A 17,938-nucleotide genomic window follows, 5' to 3' on the forward strand; every position below is an offset into this window, starting at 1 on the left:
ACTGGGGAGAGAGGTGGAATATGTTCAATAATGTGTGTCATTTTTTAGACCCTCAGATATGACTTCACTCGGTTACAGTATAAAATAGCCAGTTGCTGCACCGTCAATGACCAATTTGCCAACGGGATGGTCCAGTTTTCGATGATTCGCTGAGTAGTCAAATAGCGTATTTTCACCAAGGCTGTTTCTGCAGGAAATGCGCCTGTTGATTTGCGGGGCCGCCCGCGCTGGCCGATGTGCTGTGACTAGTCGCCAATGGTGAACTTATCATGGCGGTAGCCCGTAAGATGAGGAGAGCATAAAAAAGCCTGGGGTAAATCAGGTTAAGCGGCCATGGACAATGCCGTACCTGATTTACCCCAGGCTTTTTTATGCTCTCCCGTACCCGGCTACCGTGTACCAGCCACTGCGTCCGCCATATTCCTTGGCCAACAGGGTAGCTCCCGTAAAAGCAGAGGACGTATGACCCGAAGGAAACGATTCTTGGCCATTCCCATCCGGCCGGGGATAAGCAACGGTGTATTTAAGGGTAAACGTAATGCCTTGCGCTACACTATTTGCCAGCAGGGCTAGCGCGATCTGATCGTCAAACGGATGCTTTCCTTTTACACCCGCAGCCCCTAAACCCAGCATGACGACCGTTGGGGCGAATTGCAGATAGTTATCCACCGGTGACGTAAAGCCGGGATACCGTTTCACTACTTCACGCTGAACCCGCTGGCTCAACTGCCCCTGAACCAGCAAACCGGCCGTCATCAGAATGGCCGGAATGATGAATGCCTTCGGCCGAAAGGTCGATTGGTCCTTTTCAGCCAGGATCTGACTAGGGGCTGATCGTTGGAGTGTGCTGTTGGTATCGATCGAAACTGGCGCGACCTGTGCCTGAACCCGGTTATTTAAACTGAAGGAACCAATGAAAAACCAGAGAATAAGTTGTCGCTTCATTCCATGCAAGAACGTAGGCCAGTTGATGTATGCCTGTTTGCCACGAAGGTATTCTGCGATTCTGAAGTAATCCTGAAGGTGGGTTTTGCCACCGGCTGCTTTAGAAAATCAGCACCAGTGTCCCACCAATCATCAACCCGGCACCCAGGGCCGTTTTCAATGTTAGTGGTTCGCCCAGGACAAGAACCGCTAACCCAATCGTCAAAGCGATACTCAATTTATCAACCGGAGCCACCTGAGAAACCGTTCCCAATTGCAACGCCTTGAAATAACACAGCCACGACAAACCCGTTGTCAGGCCAGAAAACACTAAGAAAGTCCAGGTTGATCCCGTTAGCAGTGGCAGTTGTCGCCACGCGGCTCGGGCCAGAACAATACTCCAGGTCACCAACAGGATAACCACCGTCCGGATAGCCGTGGCCAGATCGGGATCAACGCCCTTAATACCTAATTTGGCCAGAATAGCCGTTAGTGCGGCAAAAAAAGCAGACAATAATGCATAAATCCACCACATAGGCCTGATTTGTTAGGGGTAAAATGAACAAAAAAGAAACCGGAAATGTAAATGGCCTGGCATCATTTGGAGTGAACGGCTTGCGTACTTCAGAAAGACTCCAGAATTAATTCTTTATTTAGAGCGTAGGGAATTCATTTAATGAATATGAAAATCTTACTGATTGAGGATGAACCTCCGATGTTGTCGAGCATGAAAGCCTACCTGGAAATGGAAAGGAAAATACGGTTGATGAATATGTTAAGCCGATTGAGCAAAATACGTGTGCAAAAATAGTAGTACGCTTCCTGCACACATTCGGAAGCGTACTGCCGGGCGTCGAAAGGAAATCTCACTTAATCAACGTACCCCGTTCATCAAAAATCAGGTCTTTACCTCCCACTCGTGCTTCAAAGGTTTTTTTGCCAGTAGCATCCAGCATTTCGGCGGCTTCTTTGATCTTTTTCCCCGGCATTTTCTTAGCTACGTAATCGCGTATAGCGGCTGGGGTGTTGTCGGTCAGGTGGATAGCCGCCGATGTAGTCATGAGTGTCGCTAAACTTAGAAGTCCAGCAAATAGGATTTTTTTCATGTAATGAGATTGGTTAGTTGATTAGAAACCTTCCCAAACCTACCCCCTGATTCTGAAGCTATTCTGAAGAACGAAATACAGTAAACTACCAGCAGAACGACATACTGGGCAAACTTCAGGAATGCTTCAGATTCTTGTCCTTGTTTTGCCCAACTCAACGGGTACATCTGCCCCTTAACAACGGTATGGAAAAATATCCCCTAAATATACTTTTGTTTAACACGGCTTGGCTGGAGTGGGGCGGTACCACCCTAATTGCCGCTCTGGTGTTTATCGAGACGGGCTTTCTGCTCGGCCTGATTGTCCCCGGTGGAGAAACGCTGCTGTTCACGGCGGGACTGCTGACGGGTGCCCGCACCCTCAACCTGCCCGTATTTGCCCTCATTGGGGTCCTGATCGTTGCCGCCGTAGCGGGCGATCTGACGGGCTACTGGATTGGCCGCAAACTCGGGGACCGGCTCCGCCACCAGCCCGATACCTTCCTCTTCAAACGGCGTTACCTCGATAAGTCCGATGCCTTTTACCAGAAACATCCGAAGTGGGCCTTGCTGGTGGGCCGGTTTCTGCCCATCATCCGCACCTTCAACCCACTACTGGCGGCCAGTAGTGGGTTGCCCTGGCCGCGTTTTCTGCTCCTGACAGCCACGGGTTGTGTAGCCTATATTTCGGTGCTGGTATTGGCTGGGTATTGGCTCGGCCAGCAGTTTCCACAGGTCGGGCAGTATGTGGAATACATCTTTCTGGGCGTGGTGGCGCTGGTCATTGGAACGCTCGTCGTGCAGCGGTTACGGAAGATCGATACCCTACCCCAACCGTAGTGGGTAAGGCCCCGCAAGAAACTCTATGAATTTAGTATCAATCTGTGGTTTTCAATTACTTACTCAATGAAACGATTACTTTGCTTCATCACGCTAATCGGGGGTCTATCTCAGACAACACTGGCCCAGACGACTGATAGTCTCTACACCGACAGTCTTTCTTTTATCCGATCAAAGCGCATGTCGGATGCTGATCTGGCCAAAAAACGGGAAGGCCGGTTCACAACGGGGCTCCCCGACCTCTCATCAGACCCCGTCACGGGTTTTGGAGTAGGTATTCGAACCAACACCTACTGGAATGGCACCCGCGCCAACCCACTCTTTGCGTACACGCCTTATCTGATCAGACTACGAGCTAACGTCGCTTACTACACGACCAACGCCCGCGAGCTTACTGTCGGATGTTCCCTACTACCGAGGTTCCCGCTGGCGTTTCAGAGCGGACTTTAAGGCCCAGCAAAACCCGTCTAACCTTTATTTTGGGTCCAACCAGAGTACGTTGGGTCCGCTCCGCTTACCCTCTAATCCCAACGAAACGTTTGACACGTACGCAGCCTACAATAACGCTCGCAGCGCCCTGCGGCCCGGTCAGGCCGGTGAAGCCGCTTTCGTGAGTGATGCTTTGTCCAATCGGTTCAGGGAAACGGAGTTTATGCTCAACCTCAAAGCCGATTACGCCTTAGGTAAGGGCAAGTGGCGGGTGATGGGTGGATACGAAATCCAATCCCTCGCTTACCGGACCTTTCAGGGAACTCAAACGGATGCGGTAAACCCGGTGAACGGAGAAAAAACGAAAGCACCAAATGGTACCTCATTGCTGGCCCGTGATGCCGAGCAGGGCCTGATTTTTGGCCTTGATGGGGGTCGGGTTTCACTCCTACAGACTGCCCTGATCTACGATACCCGTGACTTTGAACCAGACCCAACCAGGGGTATGTCCTTTGAAGCCGCTAACGAGTTCTCGAACCGGGCCATTGGGTCGAAGTTCAATTTCAACAAGCTGTTTCTACAGGGCCGTGTTTATCAACGGCTGCCAGTGGGTATTCGGACCATACTAGCGGGTCGGATTGGTGCCGGGACTATCTTCGGCAGCAAAGCCCCCTTCTTTGAATACCAGGACCAGTGGAGTCCGGATGGCAGCATCAATGCGTTGGGTGGGCGGCAATCGTTGAGAGGGTATCGCCAGAATCGCTTCCTGGCTCGTTCGCTCGCGTTTGCCAATGTGGAGGTTCGGGTCCGGCTGGCCGATCTGAAAGTTGGTCGGCAAAATTTTGGGTTAGGCGTTGCTCCGTTTTTCGACGCGGGCACCGTCCGTGACCGTTGGCAGGACCTGAATTTCAGCAATATCAAGACATCGTACGGGGCTGGAGTCAGGGTGGCCTGGAACCTCTCGACCATCCTGTTTTTCGACTACGGACAGTCTACAGAAGACCGGCTGTTCTACTTTGGCATCGGGCAGATTTTTTAATCGGACGGCCACGGCACATTACCAAACGGGCGGCCCCGGCTGCCGCGGGACCGTCGCCGATGCGGGGGCGTTTTGGCTTTATTTTGGCCATACCAGCAACCCCACTGAAACTAACCCTCCGCCAATCAGTAATTTCGGTGTAACGGGTTCGCGCAACAGTGTAACCGACAGCAGAACCGTAATCATGATGCTTCCGCATCGGCCAGCCCTAAATCTGAACTGATGCCTCTAAGACCCATTTTGGCGACAACCACCGTCAACCCGGCGAAAAGCATCGAAATGAGACTGTAAAAAACCCAGGTTGGCATTGGTATCGTTAGTTAGGAAAGAAAAGGGTAAAGGTGTGCAGTCGGCCCCGCTCGTCGTAGCAATAGTCAACGGTCATGCCGTAGCGGTCGGCGATTTGTTTGACCAACGCCAGGCCCAAACCGGTTGACTCCGGGCGGGCCGGGTTTTTCACGAAACGGTCGAAGAGTTGGTCCGCCGGAAAAGGTAGCGGAGGGCCAACGTTTGTTACCGTAAATTGCGAGTTGGTCAGGTCCAGTTGGGCGAACGTACTGGGCAATGCATGGGTAAGCGAGTTCTTGAGCAGATTGCTGATCAATACCTCGGCTAAGTACGGATTCATCAACCGGGAAACGTCCGGTTCGATGAGCGTTGTCCAGTTTAAGCCCCGGTGCTGGGCATAGGCGGCAAAGTTGAGATGCAGCCGATTGACCAGTTCGCTCAGGTTTACCCGTTGCTGATCGGCAAACTGGTTATTTTCTATCTTGGTCAGTAGCAACAGGCTTTTGTTTAGTTGTACCAGTCTCCGAACCGACTGTTGAGCCTGTTCCATCAGGTTGACCTGCTCCTCGGTGAGCGGTTCGGTTGTCAGGAGCCGGTCTAACTGCGTCGTAACGACGGCCAGGGGTGTCTGCATCTCGTGGGCAGCATGGTCGGTGAACTCCTTCTGCCCTACGTACTGCCGGTGCAGCGTCAGGCTCATGTCGTTGAGTGCCACGCTCAACTGATCGAACTCGTCAATTCCACTCCGGTCAAATGTGTCCGGGGTACGTTCGTTCAGGCGGTACGTTCTCAACTGATCGATGAGTCGGTAGAACGGTTGCCAGAGCCGACGTGAAATCCAGCCGTTCAGCAGGGTCAGCAGAATAAGCAGGAGGACAAAGGCGACCATAACCCCCAGGGAAAGCAAATGAGCGATTTCTTCAAACTCACCCATCGCCTGCCTGACCACGATCAGGTACATGCGGTCCCCGATCTGGGCCGTTGCCGTTAACCGCCGAACCGGAACGGGTTCCTGCTCCCGCCGGTCGAACTCTACCGTGTCAGAGTACATGCGGCCGATCGGATGTCCCGATGGCAGCAGCGCGATATAGGGATTGTCTAACAGATGGTGCCCCCGGTTCAGGGGTACCCGGGCCGTTTGAAGCTGATGCTGAATGAAAGCCAGATCACTGCTGAGTTGCTCGTCTACTTCATACCGGATGACTCGGTTAATCAGCGTACCAAAAAACCACACTCCACCGAGGGCAACCGGAATGGCCGCCAGCATAAGGTATAGTAACGTTTTGCGGAGTAAGCTCATGTCGTGGTAAACAGGTATCCGGCTCCGTACCGCGTTTTGAGGTAGTCCGGGCAACCCGCGTCCATGAGTTTACGCCGGAGGTTCTTGATGTGGGTGTATAGAAAGTCATGCGAATCCGCCATATCCATGTGATCGCCCCAAACGTACTCGGCAATGGCTGATTTGGTCAGGAGCCGGTTTGAGTTGGCGATGAAGAAGAGCAACAGGTTATATTCTTTTTCGGTCAGCTCAATCCGTTGGTCCGCAACAGTCACCCGATGCGAGAGCGGATCAACGACAATCTCCCCGTAGCGAATCAGGTTGCTGCCACCGAAAAACCGCCGACGCAACACCGACTTGATGCGGGCGTTGAGTTCGGGCAGGTGAAAAGGCTTGGTGATGTAGTCGTCCGACCCCAGTTCCAGGCCCGTCAATTTGTCATCGAGTGAGTCTTTGGCCGATATGATAATGAGTCCGCTTTCTTTATCAGCGGCTTTTAACTGGCGGATCAGGTTCAGGCCGTTGCCGTCGGGCAGGCCGATGTCCACCACCACACAATCATAGTCGTAGTCATTGAGTGCCATTGAGGCTTTGGCGAACGTAGCGGCTGTCGTCATAACGTACCCCTCTTCTTCGAGGTACTGCCGCATGGCCAGCAGCAGGCTTGGCTCATCTTCTACCAGCAGGATTTTCATAGCTAATGCCCGCTATGGGCCAGTTAACCCGATGATTCAAAACTTATGGCTGTATCCGACCCGGAAGACCTGGGTTTCGTAATAATCGGTGCTGACGAAACGGAAGCCTTCCCCTTGTACCTGCCGACGAATCCGCAGGGTGTTGGCAATATCGGTGGCGTTCAAAAACCATTCGCCTTTGCCGCCCTGAACCACTTTCTTTATCCCACCATCGATGGAAAAACGGGAATCGATCCGGCCCTGTGGCACCAGGTCAGGCGCTAAGTAAATGGCCGTCAGTTGAGCCTCCACCTGCTTTTCAAATCGAAGCAGCCCGTTGACTTTGGCGTTGCCCGACAGCAGTTGTTGCCGCCCGGCGGAGAACGTGTTGCGAACGGGGTACAGGTTGGTAACTGCAAAGGCATCGATGGTCGACTGGTAGCCATTCAGATTCACGTTGACGGTAACGCGCGGGCTAAGTTTCTGAGACGCGGCCACTTCCAACCCGGTGTTGCGGCTGCGCCCCGCGTTCTGGAAGATGTTGTAGATCAACGTACTGCCCGGCACCATACTGCCAATCCGGGTGATGGTTGCCTGCATCTCCTTGTGATAAGCCGCCGAGTACAAATACCCCGCGTTCCAGCTTGTCTTATAGCCCAACTCGAACGATGTGGTGAATTGGGGCCGCAGCGCCGGATTGCCAACTTTGATAATTTCAGCATCGTCGTACTTGGGGAAAATGCGGATGTCCACCTCGTTGGGCCGATCCACCCGGCGGTTGTAGAACAGGGAAAAGCGGTTGTTGTCGTCTAATTTGTAGGTCAGCCTGACATTGGGAAACGGCTGGGCGTAGTGGTATCCGTCGCTTTTATACGTGTTGTGGTTTGGGTTGACACGGTATTGCAAATCCACGTATTCGTAGCGCAGTCCGGCCTCCACCTCTACCCGCTTGCTCTCGAAGACATAACTGCCGTAGAGAGCCGGAATCACCTCGCTGTAAGTAGCCTCGCCACCGGCGTTCACATCCAAGGGGGAGTTCAGGCCCGGAAAAAACTGCATATTGGTGGGGATGTAGCGTCGTCGCAGTTTGGCCCCGGCCTCCACACGCCCGTAGCGCAGCGGCTGGACGTAATCAATCGTCAAATCGCCCACGTGTTCGTCCGACAGCAATTTAAACGAGTCGGTGCCGGTGAAGCTGGGCAGACTATTGGTAAAAAAGTACTTCTCGTCTTCGCGGTGAAAGGTGTAGTTCAGCCCTACGTTGAGCAGCCGCCCCGGTTGGCTGAATTTGTGCTGCCAGCCTGCGGAGGCCGTTACGGTGGTCTTTAGCTCATCTTCCAGAAACTGCCACAGCCGCAGCCGCTCGGAGAGATTACCGTTAAAAAACGGCTCGTCGCCCCGATCAATGATTTTCTCACTGCTAAACAGACCGGATACCGAAATCGTGTTATTGGCATTGGCGAACCAGTCAAAGCCTGCTTTACCCGTGATGATGTTGGTGTTCCGGTTACGTTTGAGTTGTTGCCGGATGACCGGTCCCGTGTCGTAAAAACGGTCGGTAAACTCGTTTTTGTTGAGCGTCTGGGTGTAGAGGTTATCACCCTGCAAAAACAGATTTACCTTATTTTTTCGATAGTTGAGCGAAATCGACGGATTCAGCTTGGGAGTGGCCTGGTACTGAGGGCGGATGCCGGGAAAATTCGTGGCTTTTTGCCAAAGTGCCCCAACGCCTACGGCCATGCCTACTTTGCCGTTGAAGCCTTCTTTTTTCTCCTTTTTATAGATGATGTTGATAATGCCCGCGTTACCATTGGCATCGTAACGGGCCGACGGATTGTTGATGATCTCGATTTTCTCGATGGCCGAAGCCGGAATATTCGCCAGCCCCGACTGCCCTCCAAAGCCCGTGAGGGCGGTTTGTTTACCATCGAGCAGCACCATCACACGGTCGTTACCCCGTAGCAGCACCTTCCCGTCCCCATCGACGGTCACGCCGGGGAGGTTTTTCATCGATTCAAGCACCGAGCCGCCCGCCTGACTAATGTTGTCGGCTACGCTGAACGTTTTTTTGTCCATCGTGCCGGCGATGGCTTCCTGCTGAGCCGTCACGACCACCTCCCCCAACTGCGCCACGTCTTCGGTCAGTTCCAGCGTACCGACGTTGAGAAATTCACTCAGTTGCCCCACGCGAACCGCCTGGACACGGGGCCGGTAGCCAACATAGGTAACGCGGAGCAGGTAATCGCCCGGTTTGACGCCCACCATCGAAAACAGCCCGGCTTCATTGGTAATACCCCCGGTCACAAAGGCACTGTCCGCTGGCATCAGCAAGGTGACGTTCACGTAAGGAAGCGGAGCTTTTTGGTCCATTTCTTTAATCGTTCCTGACAGCGTAACCACGTTTGTTTGCGCCGCCACGGCTCCGGCAGCAAGCACGAAAAGAGCAAGAAAGAAGGCTGATTTCATTAGGCAGTTTTTAGGAGTAAACGCACAAAGCTACCGGATAAATCTATAGCAATTCTGAAGTCGAAATAATGCCCTGATCTCTATTTAGGTACGTGCTGATAGAACAGATTGCTTTTTTGGTGAATGATTAGCAAATTGCTCAACACATCCATTTGTCAGGTATCAACCTAGATAGTCAAAGGAAGTAGTTTGTGTTCCGCCGTTCCGTCGGCGTTGGCTACCTGGAGTTTAGAAGCGGAGGGACCAATTCGGTTCATCGGCATAATGGGCTTCTCGCCGACCCCACTTTGGCTAAAGTCGGACTGAGCAGCACCGTTCAAACTCAGTACCTTCAGGAGAGGTAGCAGGAAAGCCAGGGTTGTTTTGGTTTTCATTGCATTATCAGTGTAAGTGTGGCAGAACCGAGCCTACCGCTATACTCCGTTGCACGACTCAGCCCTCACAAGCCAAAAGTAGAATCGGCCCGGTGCGTCCAAAAAAGAATCGGGTTGAATAGCGGGTTTCGCCGGTTAGACAGCACGTTTTAGCGGATGGATACTTGGGTGTTAAATGGCCTGGACCCTGGCCGACTTGATGGAGGTTTCAGACAGGGGAAGTGTCACCGTGAACTCGGTAAACGTTCCGACTTCGGTCAGTACGGTCAGGGTGCCCCCGTAGCCTTTTGTAATGATGTCATAACTGAGCGACAGGCCCAGTCCCGTTCCTTGTCCGGTGGGTTTAGTCGTGAAGAAGGGCTGAAATATTTTGGCCCGAACCGATGCCGGAATGCCCGTCCCGTTGTCCCATACTTTCAAGCTGACCTGTTGTCCCGCACGGCTGGTTTGCACCACAATTTCAGGCTTAAAAGCGTTTGAATCAGTGGTCCGCTTCTGTTCGAGGGCGTAAAACGAGTTATTGAAGAGGTTGAGTAACACCCGACTTATTTCCTGTTGCGCTACGTTAATAGTGCCAATTTGCGGGTCGAATTGGGTAATGAGTTTGGCCTCGAAGGAGCGGCATTTGGCCTGTATTGTATGGTAAGCCATCAGCAAATGTTCCTCAACCAGTCGGTTCAGATCAGTCGGCTCCCGTTCGCCCGTGATGGTTCGGCTGTGTTCGAGCATTCCTTTGAGGATGGTAGAGGCCCGCGCGCCGTGCTGAGAAATTTTTTGCAGGTTCTGCTTCAGGTCAGTCAGTAATTCGGCTTGCAGTTGGTGATCCAGCTTTTCTTCTTCGTGTAGCTGGGTCAATTCCTCCACCAGTTCGGCAGATACTTCGGAGAAATTATTGACAAAATTCAGCGGGTTCTGAATCTCGTGAGCGATGCCCGCTGTCAACTCGCCCAGAGCGGCCATCTTCTCGGATTGAATAAGTTGGTTCTGGGTCGTTTTCAACTCACTCAACGTGGTTTCGAGCGTTTCCTTCTGTTCGTTTAGCTGGCGATTGGCCCTTCTTCGTTGGCGGTTTGCCCGGATCAGCGTGATCGAGAACGCCAGTAGCAGCCCCGCTAAACCCAGCACGGCAAACAACACCTGTCGTTGTTGGCGGGCTTGTTGGTCGCTCAATTGCCGCTCGGTGGTTAGCAGTTTAATCTGCGTTTCCTTTTTCTGAGCCACCTGCCGGAATTGCAGGTCGGCAACCTGGCGGGCCGTGACCTCAGCGGCAAGGTTGTCCTTGTAAGCAGTGTATTGCACGTAATAATTGTACGCCTGTGCATAATCGCCCCGCTGGGCAAATCGCTGACTTAATTGCTGACTGGAGTCCCGTATTTTCTTCTTTTCGGTTAATTGCTTCACATCAGCGGAAGGCTGGTCTCGTCTTCTGACTAAGCTATCGAGCCAACGTTCGGTGAAGTGGCCGGAAGCACGCAAGTTAACCCGTATCACTTCATCGGGTGTCACCCCGGTTCCAAACGTGCGCTGGAAGGGGGATGAGGTAGTCCTGAATGGTATTTTGATACTTTGGGGATTACCCGGTCTGGGTACTCTGTTGCCTTCCCGACCATTGAGGGTAGCCCGGCTCATCGTCTCGCCCAATGCCGCCAGTACCGGAGCCAATTTATCGCCATTTGGCTGGCTCATCAGTTCGCTTAGGCGGGCCATTGCCCAACCCACTTCGCGCTGGTCCTGTAGTTGCGGGACCAGTGCCAGAACTTCGGCCTGAACCGTAGCCGCCTGGGGCTGATTTTCTCGCCAAGCCATACTGGCTAACTGGCTTAAAGCCACCAGTTGCCCGGCTGAATCGTTTAGGCGACGGGTTTCCCGAAGAAGTGAATCGGTTATCGCCCCGTCAGGAAAGCGGTTGTTTTGCTGCAAACTTCTTTTGACTCGTCTGATCTGAGCCATGTCAGAAGCTTTCACTTGTAAGCTATCCGTTCGGGTATCCTGCCCACGTAGCATTGACATCGTCTGAAAAACGACGATCAACGTTAGGAATAGTTTGCCGACGAAGCCCCTTACTTGCATGGCCGCATTGAATAACTTAAGATTTGGGAATGACCAGAAAAGGTACAAAAATTACTTGGAACAATCAGTTGTACAGGGCTTTCACTTGCCCAGCCACTCCTTAAAACTGACAACCTAATTTCAGGATCAGACAAAGTGTAAGGCTATTTCAGTGTAATACAACCACCGGAAAGTTACCCGACTTTATATCTTTACTTATGCCGTTGGGCTGTATTATTGGAGACCATAAAAAAAAGGCTGGGGTAAACATGACCGAAAGGGGGTCAGTACCGTACTATAAAAAGGATTGTTAAGAAAACGAAAGAAAAATAATGTAAACCACTTCGGTGTAATTAGTGGTTTACATTGATAATCATTTCATCTTCATATCCTTATGCTCGTTTTTCATCTGAAGACAGTGCATAGCGCAGGCTCCATACTGCTTATAACTTTCATGAACCAAAAGAACAGTTTTACCATTTTTATCTTTGACTTCACAAATCCCATTCATGGGAACAGATACGGTTAAACTGTCACTGGCACCGCCATTGACATGATAAAGATAGTTACCGTTTTTTGCGGCTTTGCCTAGCTTTTCGCCCGTTGTGGCATCAAATGCATTACCCTGATTATCGATGTGGGCGATTTTTATCCCTGCCGCATTTTTGATTATCCCGTCACTAGTGACCCAGCCAATGTGTTTTCCTTCTGCATCAGTGATCTTTCCCTTCGCATCAACAGACGGTATTGGCTGTTTGTAATTTTGAGCATAGCCGTTTGGTGCAGCTGTTAAAGTGACAACTGCCAGGAAAATAAAAAATAGTAGCTTTTTCATCGGAGAATTTCGTTTATTTAATTTCATACCAAGTTTAAGTGTTTACTAATCAGCAAACTATGATCAAGATCAATAGCAGAGATGACCTAAGCCTGCTTAGGAAGACACACCGAAAATTCAGGAACTCCCGATATCGGTATATCATCACTATAGGCACTATACGTTAGCCGTTTTTTGTTAAACCGGGGTAGCCATTTCTTCACAAGCTTTGGCGCATCTGCGGCACGCTTCTGCACACCGCCGGCAATGATCCATCCCCATAGCGGCGTGTTTTTCGCACTCCTGAGCACAGGCATTACAAGTATCTGCACAAACGCGGCACAAGTGTGCGCTGAAACTACTTCCCAGGCTCATTACTTCGGCGGCACTGCGACAAATCGCGGCACATTCAATATCAAGTTGGATACACTTGGCCAAATGCCCCACGTTTTCTTCACTTAAACAGGCAGTTGCACAATGACTGCAAGCGAGCGCACAGGCTACACAGGCATCAATACAGTCTTTAAATTGTTTATTTTCCATTATTTGACCATTTAAGGATGAATTTATTTACTTCTGTTTACTAATAACCAGGTCTGAAATTGAGCTATTTCTTTATTTTGATCTTCGACGATCATCGATGACAGTGTTTTATATTGTATATTCTTTTCCATCAATAGCTGCATTTGCGCCATTTCGGTAGCGCTCTGATGATGACCAATCATCAGCGTCGCAAAATCCTGATCGATGTTTCCGGTGATGATCTGTAAGTTGGCCTGTTTTCCCATCCGGTCCATTCCATCCATCATTTGCAGGTGAAATTCCATGTTCATCGTTATCGGGGTACTCGTGGCCAGGAAGGAATCAAGCTGGGTAATTTCTTTCTTTTGTGCATCGATAATGGCTTGTGCCATTGCTTTCATTTCACTATTGCTACCTGATTTCAATTCCAGCTCAGCCATTTCAATGGCACCCATATGATGCATTTTCATCATCGTTGCGTAGTCGATATCCGGATCCTGGGTCGTTTTCATCGTTTCCATTTCAGCCATCATATCATGCATCACAGTCATCATTTGATTCTGGTCATGGGCCTGGATTTTAACTGCATCAGCGTCTTATATAGAACATGAAGTTGTAAAAGCAAGGAAAGCAGCGTTAAGATTCTGAAAGTTGTCTTCATCGTGTTTAATTTTAGTATTCTAAAAATATAAACTGGGTATTCTATAAATTCTATTTCACCCGGAGTAGCTTCGCATTTACCGCTACGACAATGGTGGATGCACTCATTAGAACCGCGCCCATGGCCGGGCTGAGCATGAATGTTGGATACAGAACGCCAGCTGCTAGTGGAATTGCGATGACGTTGTAACCAACTGCCCAGGCCAGGTTCTGTACCATTTTCCGGTAAGTTGCCCTTCCGAAGGTGATCATCTGCACCACATCCATTGGATCACTATTAACCAGGATGATGTCAGCGGTCTCAGCGGCAACATCTGTTCCTGAACCAATGGCAATGCCCACATCGGCCTGGGCCAACGCCGGTGCATCATTGACACCATCGCCGGTCATTGCAACGACTTCTCCCTTGTCCTGAAACTCTTTTACCTTGTCCTGCTTCTGATGCGGCAGCACACCCGCCAGATAGCCATCCATGTTCAGTTTTTTGCTTACCGCTTCGGCAATTTTTTCATTGTCCCCGGTTAGAAGAAAAGTTTTAATGTTCATCCTTTTCAAGGCGGCAATCGCCTCAGACGCACGCTCTCTGATGGAATCAGCGAAGGTGATCATGCCTGCCAGCTTTCCATCAACGAGTATAAAGTTTATTGTATCCGTGGCCTGGTCAACCTGATCCGGGATGGCAGGTATTGGTTTGTTTTCCTGATTAAAGTAATTTGGTCCGGCCGCGACTACTTTTTTTCCATTCACAGTCCCCATCACGCCGATACCAGGCATGTACTTAAAATCAGCAGATGCCCAGAGTTGTAATCCTTTCTCGTTTAATTTTCGGATCACCCCGTGCGCGATATGATGTTCGGAGTTTTGCTGAACAGCTGCTGCATATTGCAGGATCTGATCTTGTGAAAACTGCTGGTCCTCAATGATGATCTGCTGGATTTCGTGGGAGCCTTTGGTAAGTGTACCCGTTTTATCGAAAATAATGGTAGTCAGCTTACGTGCATTTTCGAAAGCGGTGCGGTTACGGATTAACAGGCCGTGCGTTGCTGAAAGGGTTGTTGAAATGGCAATCACGAGTGGAATAGCCACGCCCAAAGCGTGGGGACAGGAAGTTACCATCACGGTGACCATTCTTTCCAAAGCAAAAGACAGGCTCTGCCCGCTGGAAAACCAAACAATAAAAGTGACGACTCCGACCGTAATGGAAATTAATGTTAGCCATTTGGCAACCTGATCAGCCAGATTCTGTGTATTGGATTTAGTGCTCTGGGCCGTTTTAACCATACCAATTACCTTTTGCAAATAGGTGTCGTCCCCTGCACCGGTAACGTGGACTTTCAGGACCCCATCGCTGTTAATTGCTCCTCCAATTACTTTATCATCTTTCTTTTTCTGCACCGGCACACTCTCGCCGGTCAGCATACTTTCGTTCACCTGGGAGCTGCCTTCCAGGATCACACCGTCAGCCGGTATCTTTTCGCCCGGCTTAACGAGCAATACATCACCGGAGCGAAGATCTTTTAAAGCAATATCAGTTACCTGGTTATCTTTTTCCACGTGCACGACGGAGGGCAGCAAAGCCACCAATGATTCCAGGGCGCGGGATGCTGCCATTTGGGATTTCATTTCCAGCCAGTGGCCGACCAGCATAATATCAATCAGGGTGGCCAGTTCCCAAAAGAAATCCATCCCTTTCAGGCCAAACACAACCGCTACGCTATACGCATAGGCCGTCGTAATCGCCACGGCCACCAGGGTCATCATTCCCAGGTTTTTGCTTTTGACTTCACTGATCAGGCCCGTCAGAAAAGGCCAGCCCCCATAGAAATAGATGACGCTGCTAAGGATCAAGAGAACATATTTGTCCCCGGTAAATGTCCAGTCAAACCCGGCCATCTGCTGAATCATATGGGAAAGAAGCAGAACCGGTACGGTAAGTACCATGCTTATCCAGAAGCGTTTGAGGAAATCTTCTGTGTGATGCCCGGCATGGATATGCCCCGCATGTTTGTCATGGCCTTGATGCTGATCCATTTGCTTCGCAGCATCATGATGTTCATGCATGGAAGCCTCTTTTGGCATGGGGTGGTGACCGTGGTGATTTTCCATTTTTAACGGATTTATGTGAAAGGGCAAGCCCCTTTATGGATCAGTAATTCATAGTCAATCCTACACCAAATCCCATATCACTATCATAATGCGCGGTAACACCCGCATTTTTAGTGAAGATATATTTGAGTGCCGCCATGTATTCTTTATCGGTATTGACCATCAGGTTCATCCGCAGGCGTTTAGAAACGGGTATATCCATCCGTTCTAATTGAAACCGGACATTGCCGTCGGTAAAGATCTCAGCTTGTGCCGAAACCAGCATGGGCAACGTATAATTTACACCGGCACTCAGGATGGACCGTTTGTCTTTGGTATTTCGTTGACCAAACAGATTGGTCTCCACTTCATCCATACCCATTTTTCTATATCGCCAGTCAAATCCGATGAAAGGCATCAGCCATTGCATTTTGCCGAGATAGCGTCCAACATGCGTTTCTACCTCGTAACCATGGTAGTCGTTATAACCAAGACGCCACTCCGTGCCAATATTCCACCGGGTATTTTGCAGCATGGCTTCTCCATCGTTTCCGTTGGTGGCCACATCGTTTTCAGCCATGAAATGAAATTCACGGTCATCGGCAAAGAGTTTTCGCTGTGCTAAACGGGGATTAGGTATTTCCGGGTTAACCGGTGAATTTTCATAGGAGAAAACAGCACCCATTCCACTCATCATGTGGTAGAGAATATGGCAATGAAAAAACCAGTCTCCGCTTTCCGTAGCCGCAAATTCGAGGGTGTCGGTTTCCATGGGCATGATGTCGATGCTATTTTTCATCGGTGCATTTTCTCCCTGGCCATTGAGTACCCGGAAATCATGGCCGTGAAGGTGCATCGGATGCCGCATCATGGAATTATTGTAGATGATCATTCGAATATTCTGGCCTTTTTTAATCAGGATTTTATCCCTTTCTGAAACTACTTTATTGTCCATACTCCACACATAGCGGTTCATGTTGCCCGTCAGTACGAACCGGAGCTCCTTAACCGGGGCATTTTTGGGAAGCGATGTATTGACAGGCGATTTGAGCATGGCATAGTTCAGGGTCGTAATTGCAGAGAGGGCATTGCTGTTATACCTGTTATGGTCTGTATGACCGCTTTCCGTAAGCTGCTTTTTATTGTCCATTTTCATGCCCTCCATATTGTCCTTCTTTCCCTGTTGACTCGTTTCTTTCATTTTCTTACTTGGCAATGGGCCCGTAATTTCCGGGTACATGACCAGGTTCATATCCATTTGGTTGAGGCTCATATTCATGCCCCTATCATCCAGGTTCCCGTCCATTTTCATCATGCCGTTCATCATTTTCATTCCTTCAAAATAGTTGAGTCTGGGGAGTGGGGTTGCCAGTTGTTTTACGCCTTCACCCAGATATAAGGAGGCCGATCGGGTCCGGTCTTCCGAGGTTACCAAAAACTCATAGGCGGTTGGTTTGGCTCCCGGGTTTACTTGTGGAATGGTAACAATCACATCATAGGTTTCCGAAACGGCGATAATCAACCTATCCACAATCACGGGCTCTACATCATTGCCGTCATTGGCTACCACCGTCATTTTTCCGCCTGCATAGGTGAGCCAGAAATACGTGGAGGCTCCGGCGTTTGAAATTCTCAAACGTACTTTATCCCCTGGCTTGAACTGTGCAAGCTGGCTCTCGTTTTTTCCGTTTATTAAAAACTGGTTGTAATACACATCACTCACATCCATCGCTGTCATCCGTTTCCATTCATTGGCTACTTTGGTTTTTAAGTAGCCTTGTCGGATTGCCTCAGAATAGCTTTGCGTGGTACCCTTTTTGATGGCAAACCAATCACTGGCGTTGTGCAGCATCCGGTGCACGTTTTTAGGGTTCATGTCCGTCCATTCGCTCAATATGATGGGAACCGTGGGAATAACCGGCTCTTTTTTCTTATTGAGGATCATGGATCCATACATGCCAATCTGTTCCTGTAATCCGGTATGACTATGGTACCAATGCGTCCCGTTCTGAATAATAGCAAACCGGTACAAATGGGTGGTATGCGGTTTGATTGGCATTTGGGTTAGATTGGGAACCCCATCATACTGGTTCGGTAAGAACAGTCCATGCCAGTGTAATGAGGTTTCCTCCTTAAGCTCATTATGGACATAAATCTCAGCCGTATCCCCTTCTGTGAACGTTAGCGTGGGCATGGGTATCTGCCCGTTTACCGCGATGGCCCTGCGTGGTTTACCAGAAAAATTCACCGTCGTGTCCTTTACGTATAGGTCATACCGGACAATTTTCTGGGCCTGTCCCAGGTTAGAAAACAGAAGTAAAATAATAATGGAGAAAATAGCCTTTACGCCAGCAATTTTACCAAAATCCATAAGGTGTTTTGCGTTTTAGAACAAGAAGGAATATTCTGCC

General features: G+C 50.1%; 17 protein-coding genes. 3 read left to right on the plus strand and 14 right to left on the minus strand.

Annotated features, from left to right (window positions below; all coding sequences use genetic code 11):
• Positions 1 to 369: 369 nt before the first annotated feature.
• From FH871_RS25565 to FH871_RS25575, 3 genes are all read right to left on the minus strand, one after another.
• Positions 370 to 945: a PAP2 family protein gene (locus tag FH871_RS25565; protein ID WP_138994261.1), complete on the minus strand. Its 576-nt coding sequence runs from the start codon at positions 943 to 945 to the stop codon at positions 370 to 372.
• Positions 946 to 1,045: 100 nt separating this feature from the next.
• Entirely contained in the window at positions 1,046 to 1,459 is a 414-nt protein-coding gene (locus tag FH871_RS25570) for an EamA family transporter (protein WP_138994262.1), read from the minus strand.
• 331 nt (positions 1,460 to 1,790) lie between these two features.
• Positions 1,791 to 2,030, minus strand: coding sequence for a hypothetical protein (locus FH871_RS25575; protein ID WP_138994263.1), 240 nt, complete (start codon positions 2,028 to 2,030; stop codon positions 1,791 to 1,793).
• A 185-nt stretch (positions 2,031 to 2,215) separates the two neighbouring features.
• Between FH871_RS25575 and FH871_RS25580 the strand changes: the two genes are divergently transcribed.
• The 3 genes from FH871_RS25580 to FH871_RS25585 all read left to right on the plus strand — a co-directional run bounded on the left by FH871_RS25580 (position 2,216) and on the right by FH871_RS25585 (position 4,316).
• Positions 2,216 to 2,848 carry a DedA family protein gene (locus tag FH871_RS25580; protein ID WP_138994264.1) on the plus strand — a complete coding sequence of 211 codons (633 nt, stop codon included), beginning with the start codon at positions 2,216 to 2,218 and terminating at the stop codon, positions 2,846 to 2,848.
• A gap of 66 nt (positions 2,849 to 2,914) precedes the next feature.
• Positions 2,915 to 3,298 carry a DUF5982 domain-containing protein gene (locus tag FH871_RS33495; protein ID WP_212768264.1) on the plus strand — a complete coding sequence of 128 codons (384 nt, stop codon included), beginning with the start codon at positions 2,915 to 2,917 and terminating at the stop codon, positions 3,296 to 3,298.
• Positions 3,299 to 3,347: 49 nt separating this feature from the next.
• On the plus strand, positions 3,348 to 4,316 hold the full coding sequence (locus FH871_RS25585; protein WP_369008808.1) for a BamA/TamA family outer membrane protein: 969 nt from the start codon (positions 3,348 to 3,350) through the stop codon (positions 4,314 to 4,316).
• A gap of 182 nt (positions 4,317 to 4,498) precedes the next feature.
• On the opposite strand, the gene FH871_RS34020 is transcribed toward FH871_RS25585, so the two are convergent.
• The 11 genes from FH871_RS34020 to FH871_RS25640 form a co-directional block, all read right to left on the minus strand.
• Positions 4,499 to 4,624 (minus strand): hypothetical protein, encoded by a 126-nt coding sequence (locus tag FH871_RS34020; RefSeq protein WP_255516975.1) that lies wholly within the window; start codon positions 4,622 to 4,624, stop codon positions 4,499 to 4,501.
• Positions 4,625 to 4,632: 8 nt separating this feature from the next.
• Positions 4,633 to 5,904 (minus strand): HAMP domain-containing sensor histidine kinase, encoded by a 1,272-nt coding sequence (locus tag FH871_RS25595; protein WP_138994265.1) that lies wholly within the window; start codon positions 5,902 to 5,904, stop codon positions 4,633 to 4,635.
• Entirely contained in the window at positions 5,901 to 6,578 is a 678-nt protein-coding gene (locus FH871_RS25600) for a response regulator transcription factor (protein ID WP_138994266.1), read from the minus strand. Before FH871_RS25600 ends, FH871_RS25595 begins: the two co-directional genes overlap by 4 nt.
• Before the next feature lie 36 nt (positions 6,579 to 6,614).
• Entirely contained in the window at positions 6,615 to 9,023 is a 2,409-nt protein-coding gene (locus tag FH871_RS25605; protein ID WP_138994267.1) for a TonB-dependent receptor, read from the minus strand.
• A 167-nt stretch (positions 9,024 to 9,190) separates the two neighbouring features.
• A complete protein-coding gene (locus tag FH871_RS25610; RefSeq protein WP_138994268.1) occupies positions 9,191 to 9,397 on the minus strand; it encodes a hypothetical protein in 207 nt (68 codons plus the stop codon).
• Between the two features lie 171 nt (positions 9,398 to 9,568).
• Positions 9,569 to 11,203: a sensor histidine kinase gene (locus FH871_RS25615; protein ID WP_229317560.1), complete on the minus strand. Its 1,635-nt coding sequence runs from the start codon at positions 11,201 to 11,203 to the stop codon at positions 9,569 to 9,571.
• A 616-nt stretch (positions 11,204 to 11,819) separates the two neighbouring features.
• Positions 11,820 to 12,281, minus strand: coding sequence for a hypothetical protein (locus tag FH871_RS25620; protein ID WP_138994270.1), 462 nt, complete (start codon positions 12,279 to 12,281; stop codon positions 11,820 to 11,822).
• A gap of 177 nt (positions 12,282 to 12,458) precedes the next feature.
• Entirely contained in the window at positions 12,459 to 12,803 is a 345-nt protein-coding gene (locus tag FH871_RS34080; RefSeq protein ID WP_138994271.1) for a four-helix bundle copper-binding protein, read from the minus strand.
• A 23-nt stretch (positions 12,804 to 12,826) separates the two neighbouring features.
• Entirely contained in the window at positions 12,827 to 13,360 is a 534-nt protein-coding gene (locus tag FH871_RS25630) for a DUF305 domain-containing protein (protein WP_255516976.1), read from the minus strand.
• Positions 13,361 to 13,493: 133 nt separating this feature from the next.
• Positions 13,494 to 15,548 carry a heavy metal translocating P-type ATPase gene (locus tag FH871_RS25635; RefSeq protein ID WP_138994273.1) on the minus strand — a complete coding sequence of 685 codons (2,055 nt, stop codon included), beginning with the start codon at positions 15,546 to 15,548 and terminating at the stop codon, positions 13,494 to 13,496.
• A 40-nt stretch (positions 15,549 to 15,588) separates the two neighbouring features.
• Positions 15,589 to 17,898, minus strand: coding sequence for a multicopper oxidase domain-containing protein (locus tag FH871_RS25640; protein WP_138994274.1), 2,310 nt, complete (start codon positions 17,896 to 17,898; stop codon positions 15,589 to 15,591).
• Positions 17,899 to 17,938: the final 40 nt, after the last annotated feature.

The organism is Larkinella sp. C7, from assembly GCF_006149005.1.
Taxonomy (GTDB): Bacteria; Bacteroidota; Bacteroidia; order Cytophagales; family Spirosomataceae; genus Larkinella.

Excerpts from the sequence above, each read along its gene's own strand:
- FH871_RS25565 (WP_138994261.1), bottom strand. The coding sequence starts at position 945 with ATGAAGCGACAACTTATTCTCTGGTTTTTCATTGGTTCCTTCAGTTTA.
- FH871_RS25615 (WP_229317560.1), bottom strand. The coding sequence starts at position 11,203 with ATGGCTTGGCGAGAAAATCAGCCCCAGGCGGCTACGGTTCAGGCCGAA.
- FH871_RS25620 (WP_138994270.1), bottom strand. The coding sequence starts at position 12,281 with ATGAAAAAGCTACTATTTTTTATTTTCCTGGCAGTTGTCACTTTAACA.
- FH871_RS25605 (WP_138994267.1), bottom strand. The coding sequence starts at position 9,023 with ATGAAATCAGCCTTCTTTCTTGCTCTTTTCGTGCTTGCTGCCGGAGCC.
- FH871_RS25575 (WP_138994263.1), bottom strand. The coding sequence starts at position 2,030 with ATGAAAAAAATCCTATTTGCTGGACTTCTAAGTTTAGCGACACTCATG.
- FH871_RS25610 (WP_138994268.1), bottom strand. The coding sequence starts at position 9,397 with ATGAAAACCAAAACAACCCTGGCTTTCCTGCTACCTCTCCTGAAGGTA.
- FH871_RS25580 (WP_138994264.1), top strand. The coding sequence starts at position 2,216 with ATGGAAAAATATCCCCTAAATATACTTTTGTTTAACACGGCTTGGCTG.
- FH871_RS25600 (WP_138994266.1), bottom strand. The coding sequence starts at position 6,578 with ATGAAAATCCTGCTGGTAGAAGATGAGCCAAGCCTGCTGCTGGCCATG.
- FH871_RS25640 (WP_138994274.1), bottom strand. The coding sequence starts at position 17,898 with ATGGATTTTGGTAAAATTGCTGGCGTAAAGGCTATTTTCTCCATTATT.
- FH871_RS33495 (WP_212768264.1), top strand. The coding sequence starts at position 2,915 with ATGAAACGATTACTTTGCTTCATCACGCTAATCGGGGGTCTATCTCAG.
- FH871_RS34080 (WP_138994271.1), bottom strand. The coding sequence starts at position 12,803 with ATGGAAAATAAACAATTTAAAGACTGTATTGATGCCTGTGTAGCCTGT.
- FH871_RS25570 (WP_138994262.1), bottom strand. The coding sequence starts at position 1,459 with ATGTGGTGGATTTATGCATTATTGTCTGCTTTTTTTGCCGCACTAACG.
- FH871_RS25635 (WP_138994273.1), bottom strand. The coding sequence starts at position 15,548 with ATGGAAAATCACCACGGTCACCACCCCATGCCAAAAGAGGCTTCCATG.
- FH871_RS34020 (WP_255516975.1), bottom strand. The coding sequence starts at position 4,624 with ATGCCAACCTGGGTTTTTTACAGTCTCATTTCGATGCTTTTCGCCGGG.
- FH871_RS25595 (WP_138994265.1), bottom strand. The coding sequence starts at position 5,904 with ATGAGCTTACTCCGCAAAACGTTACTATACCTTATGCTGGCGGCCATT.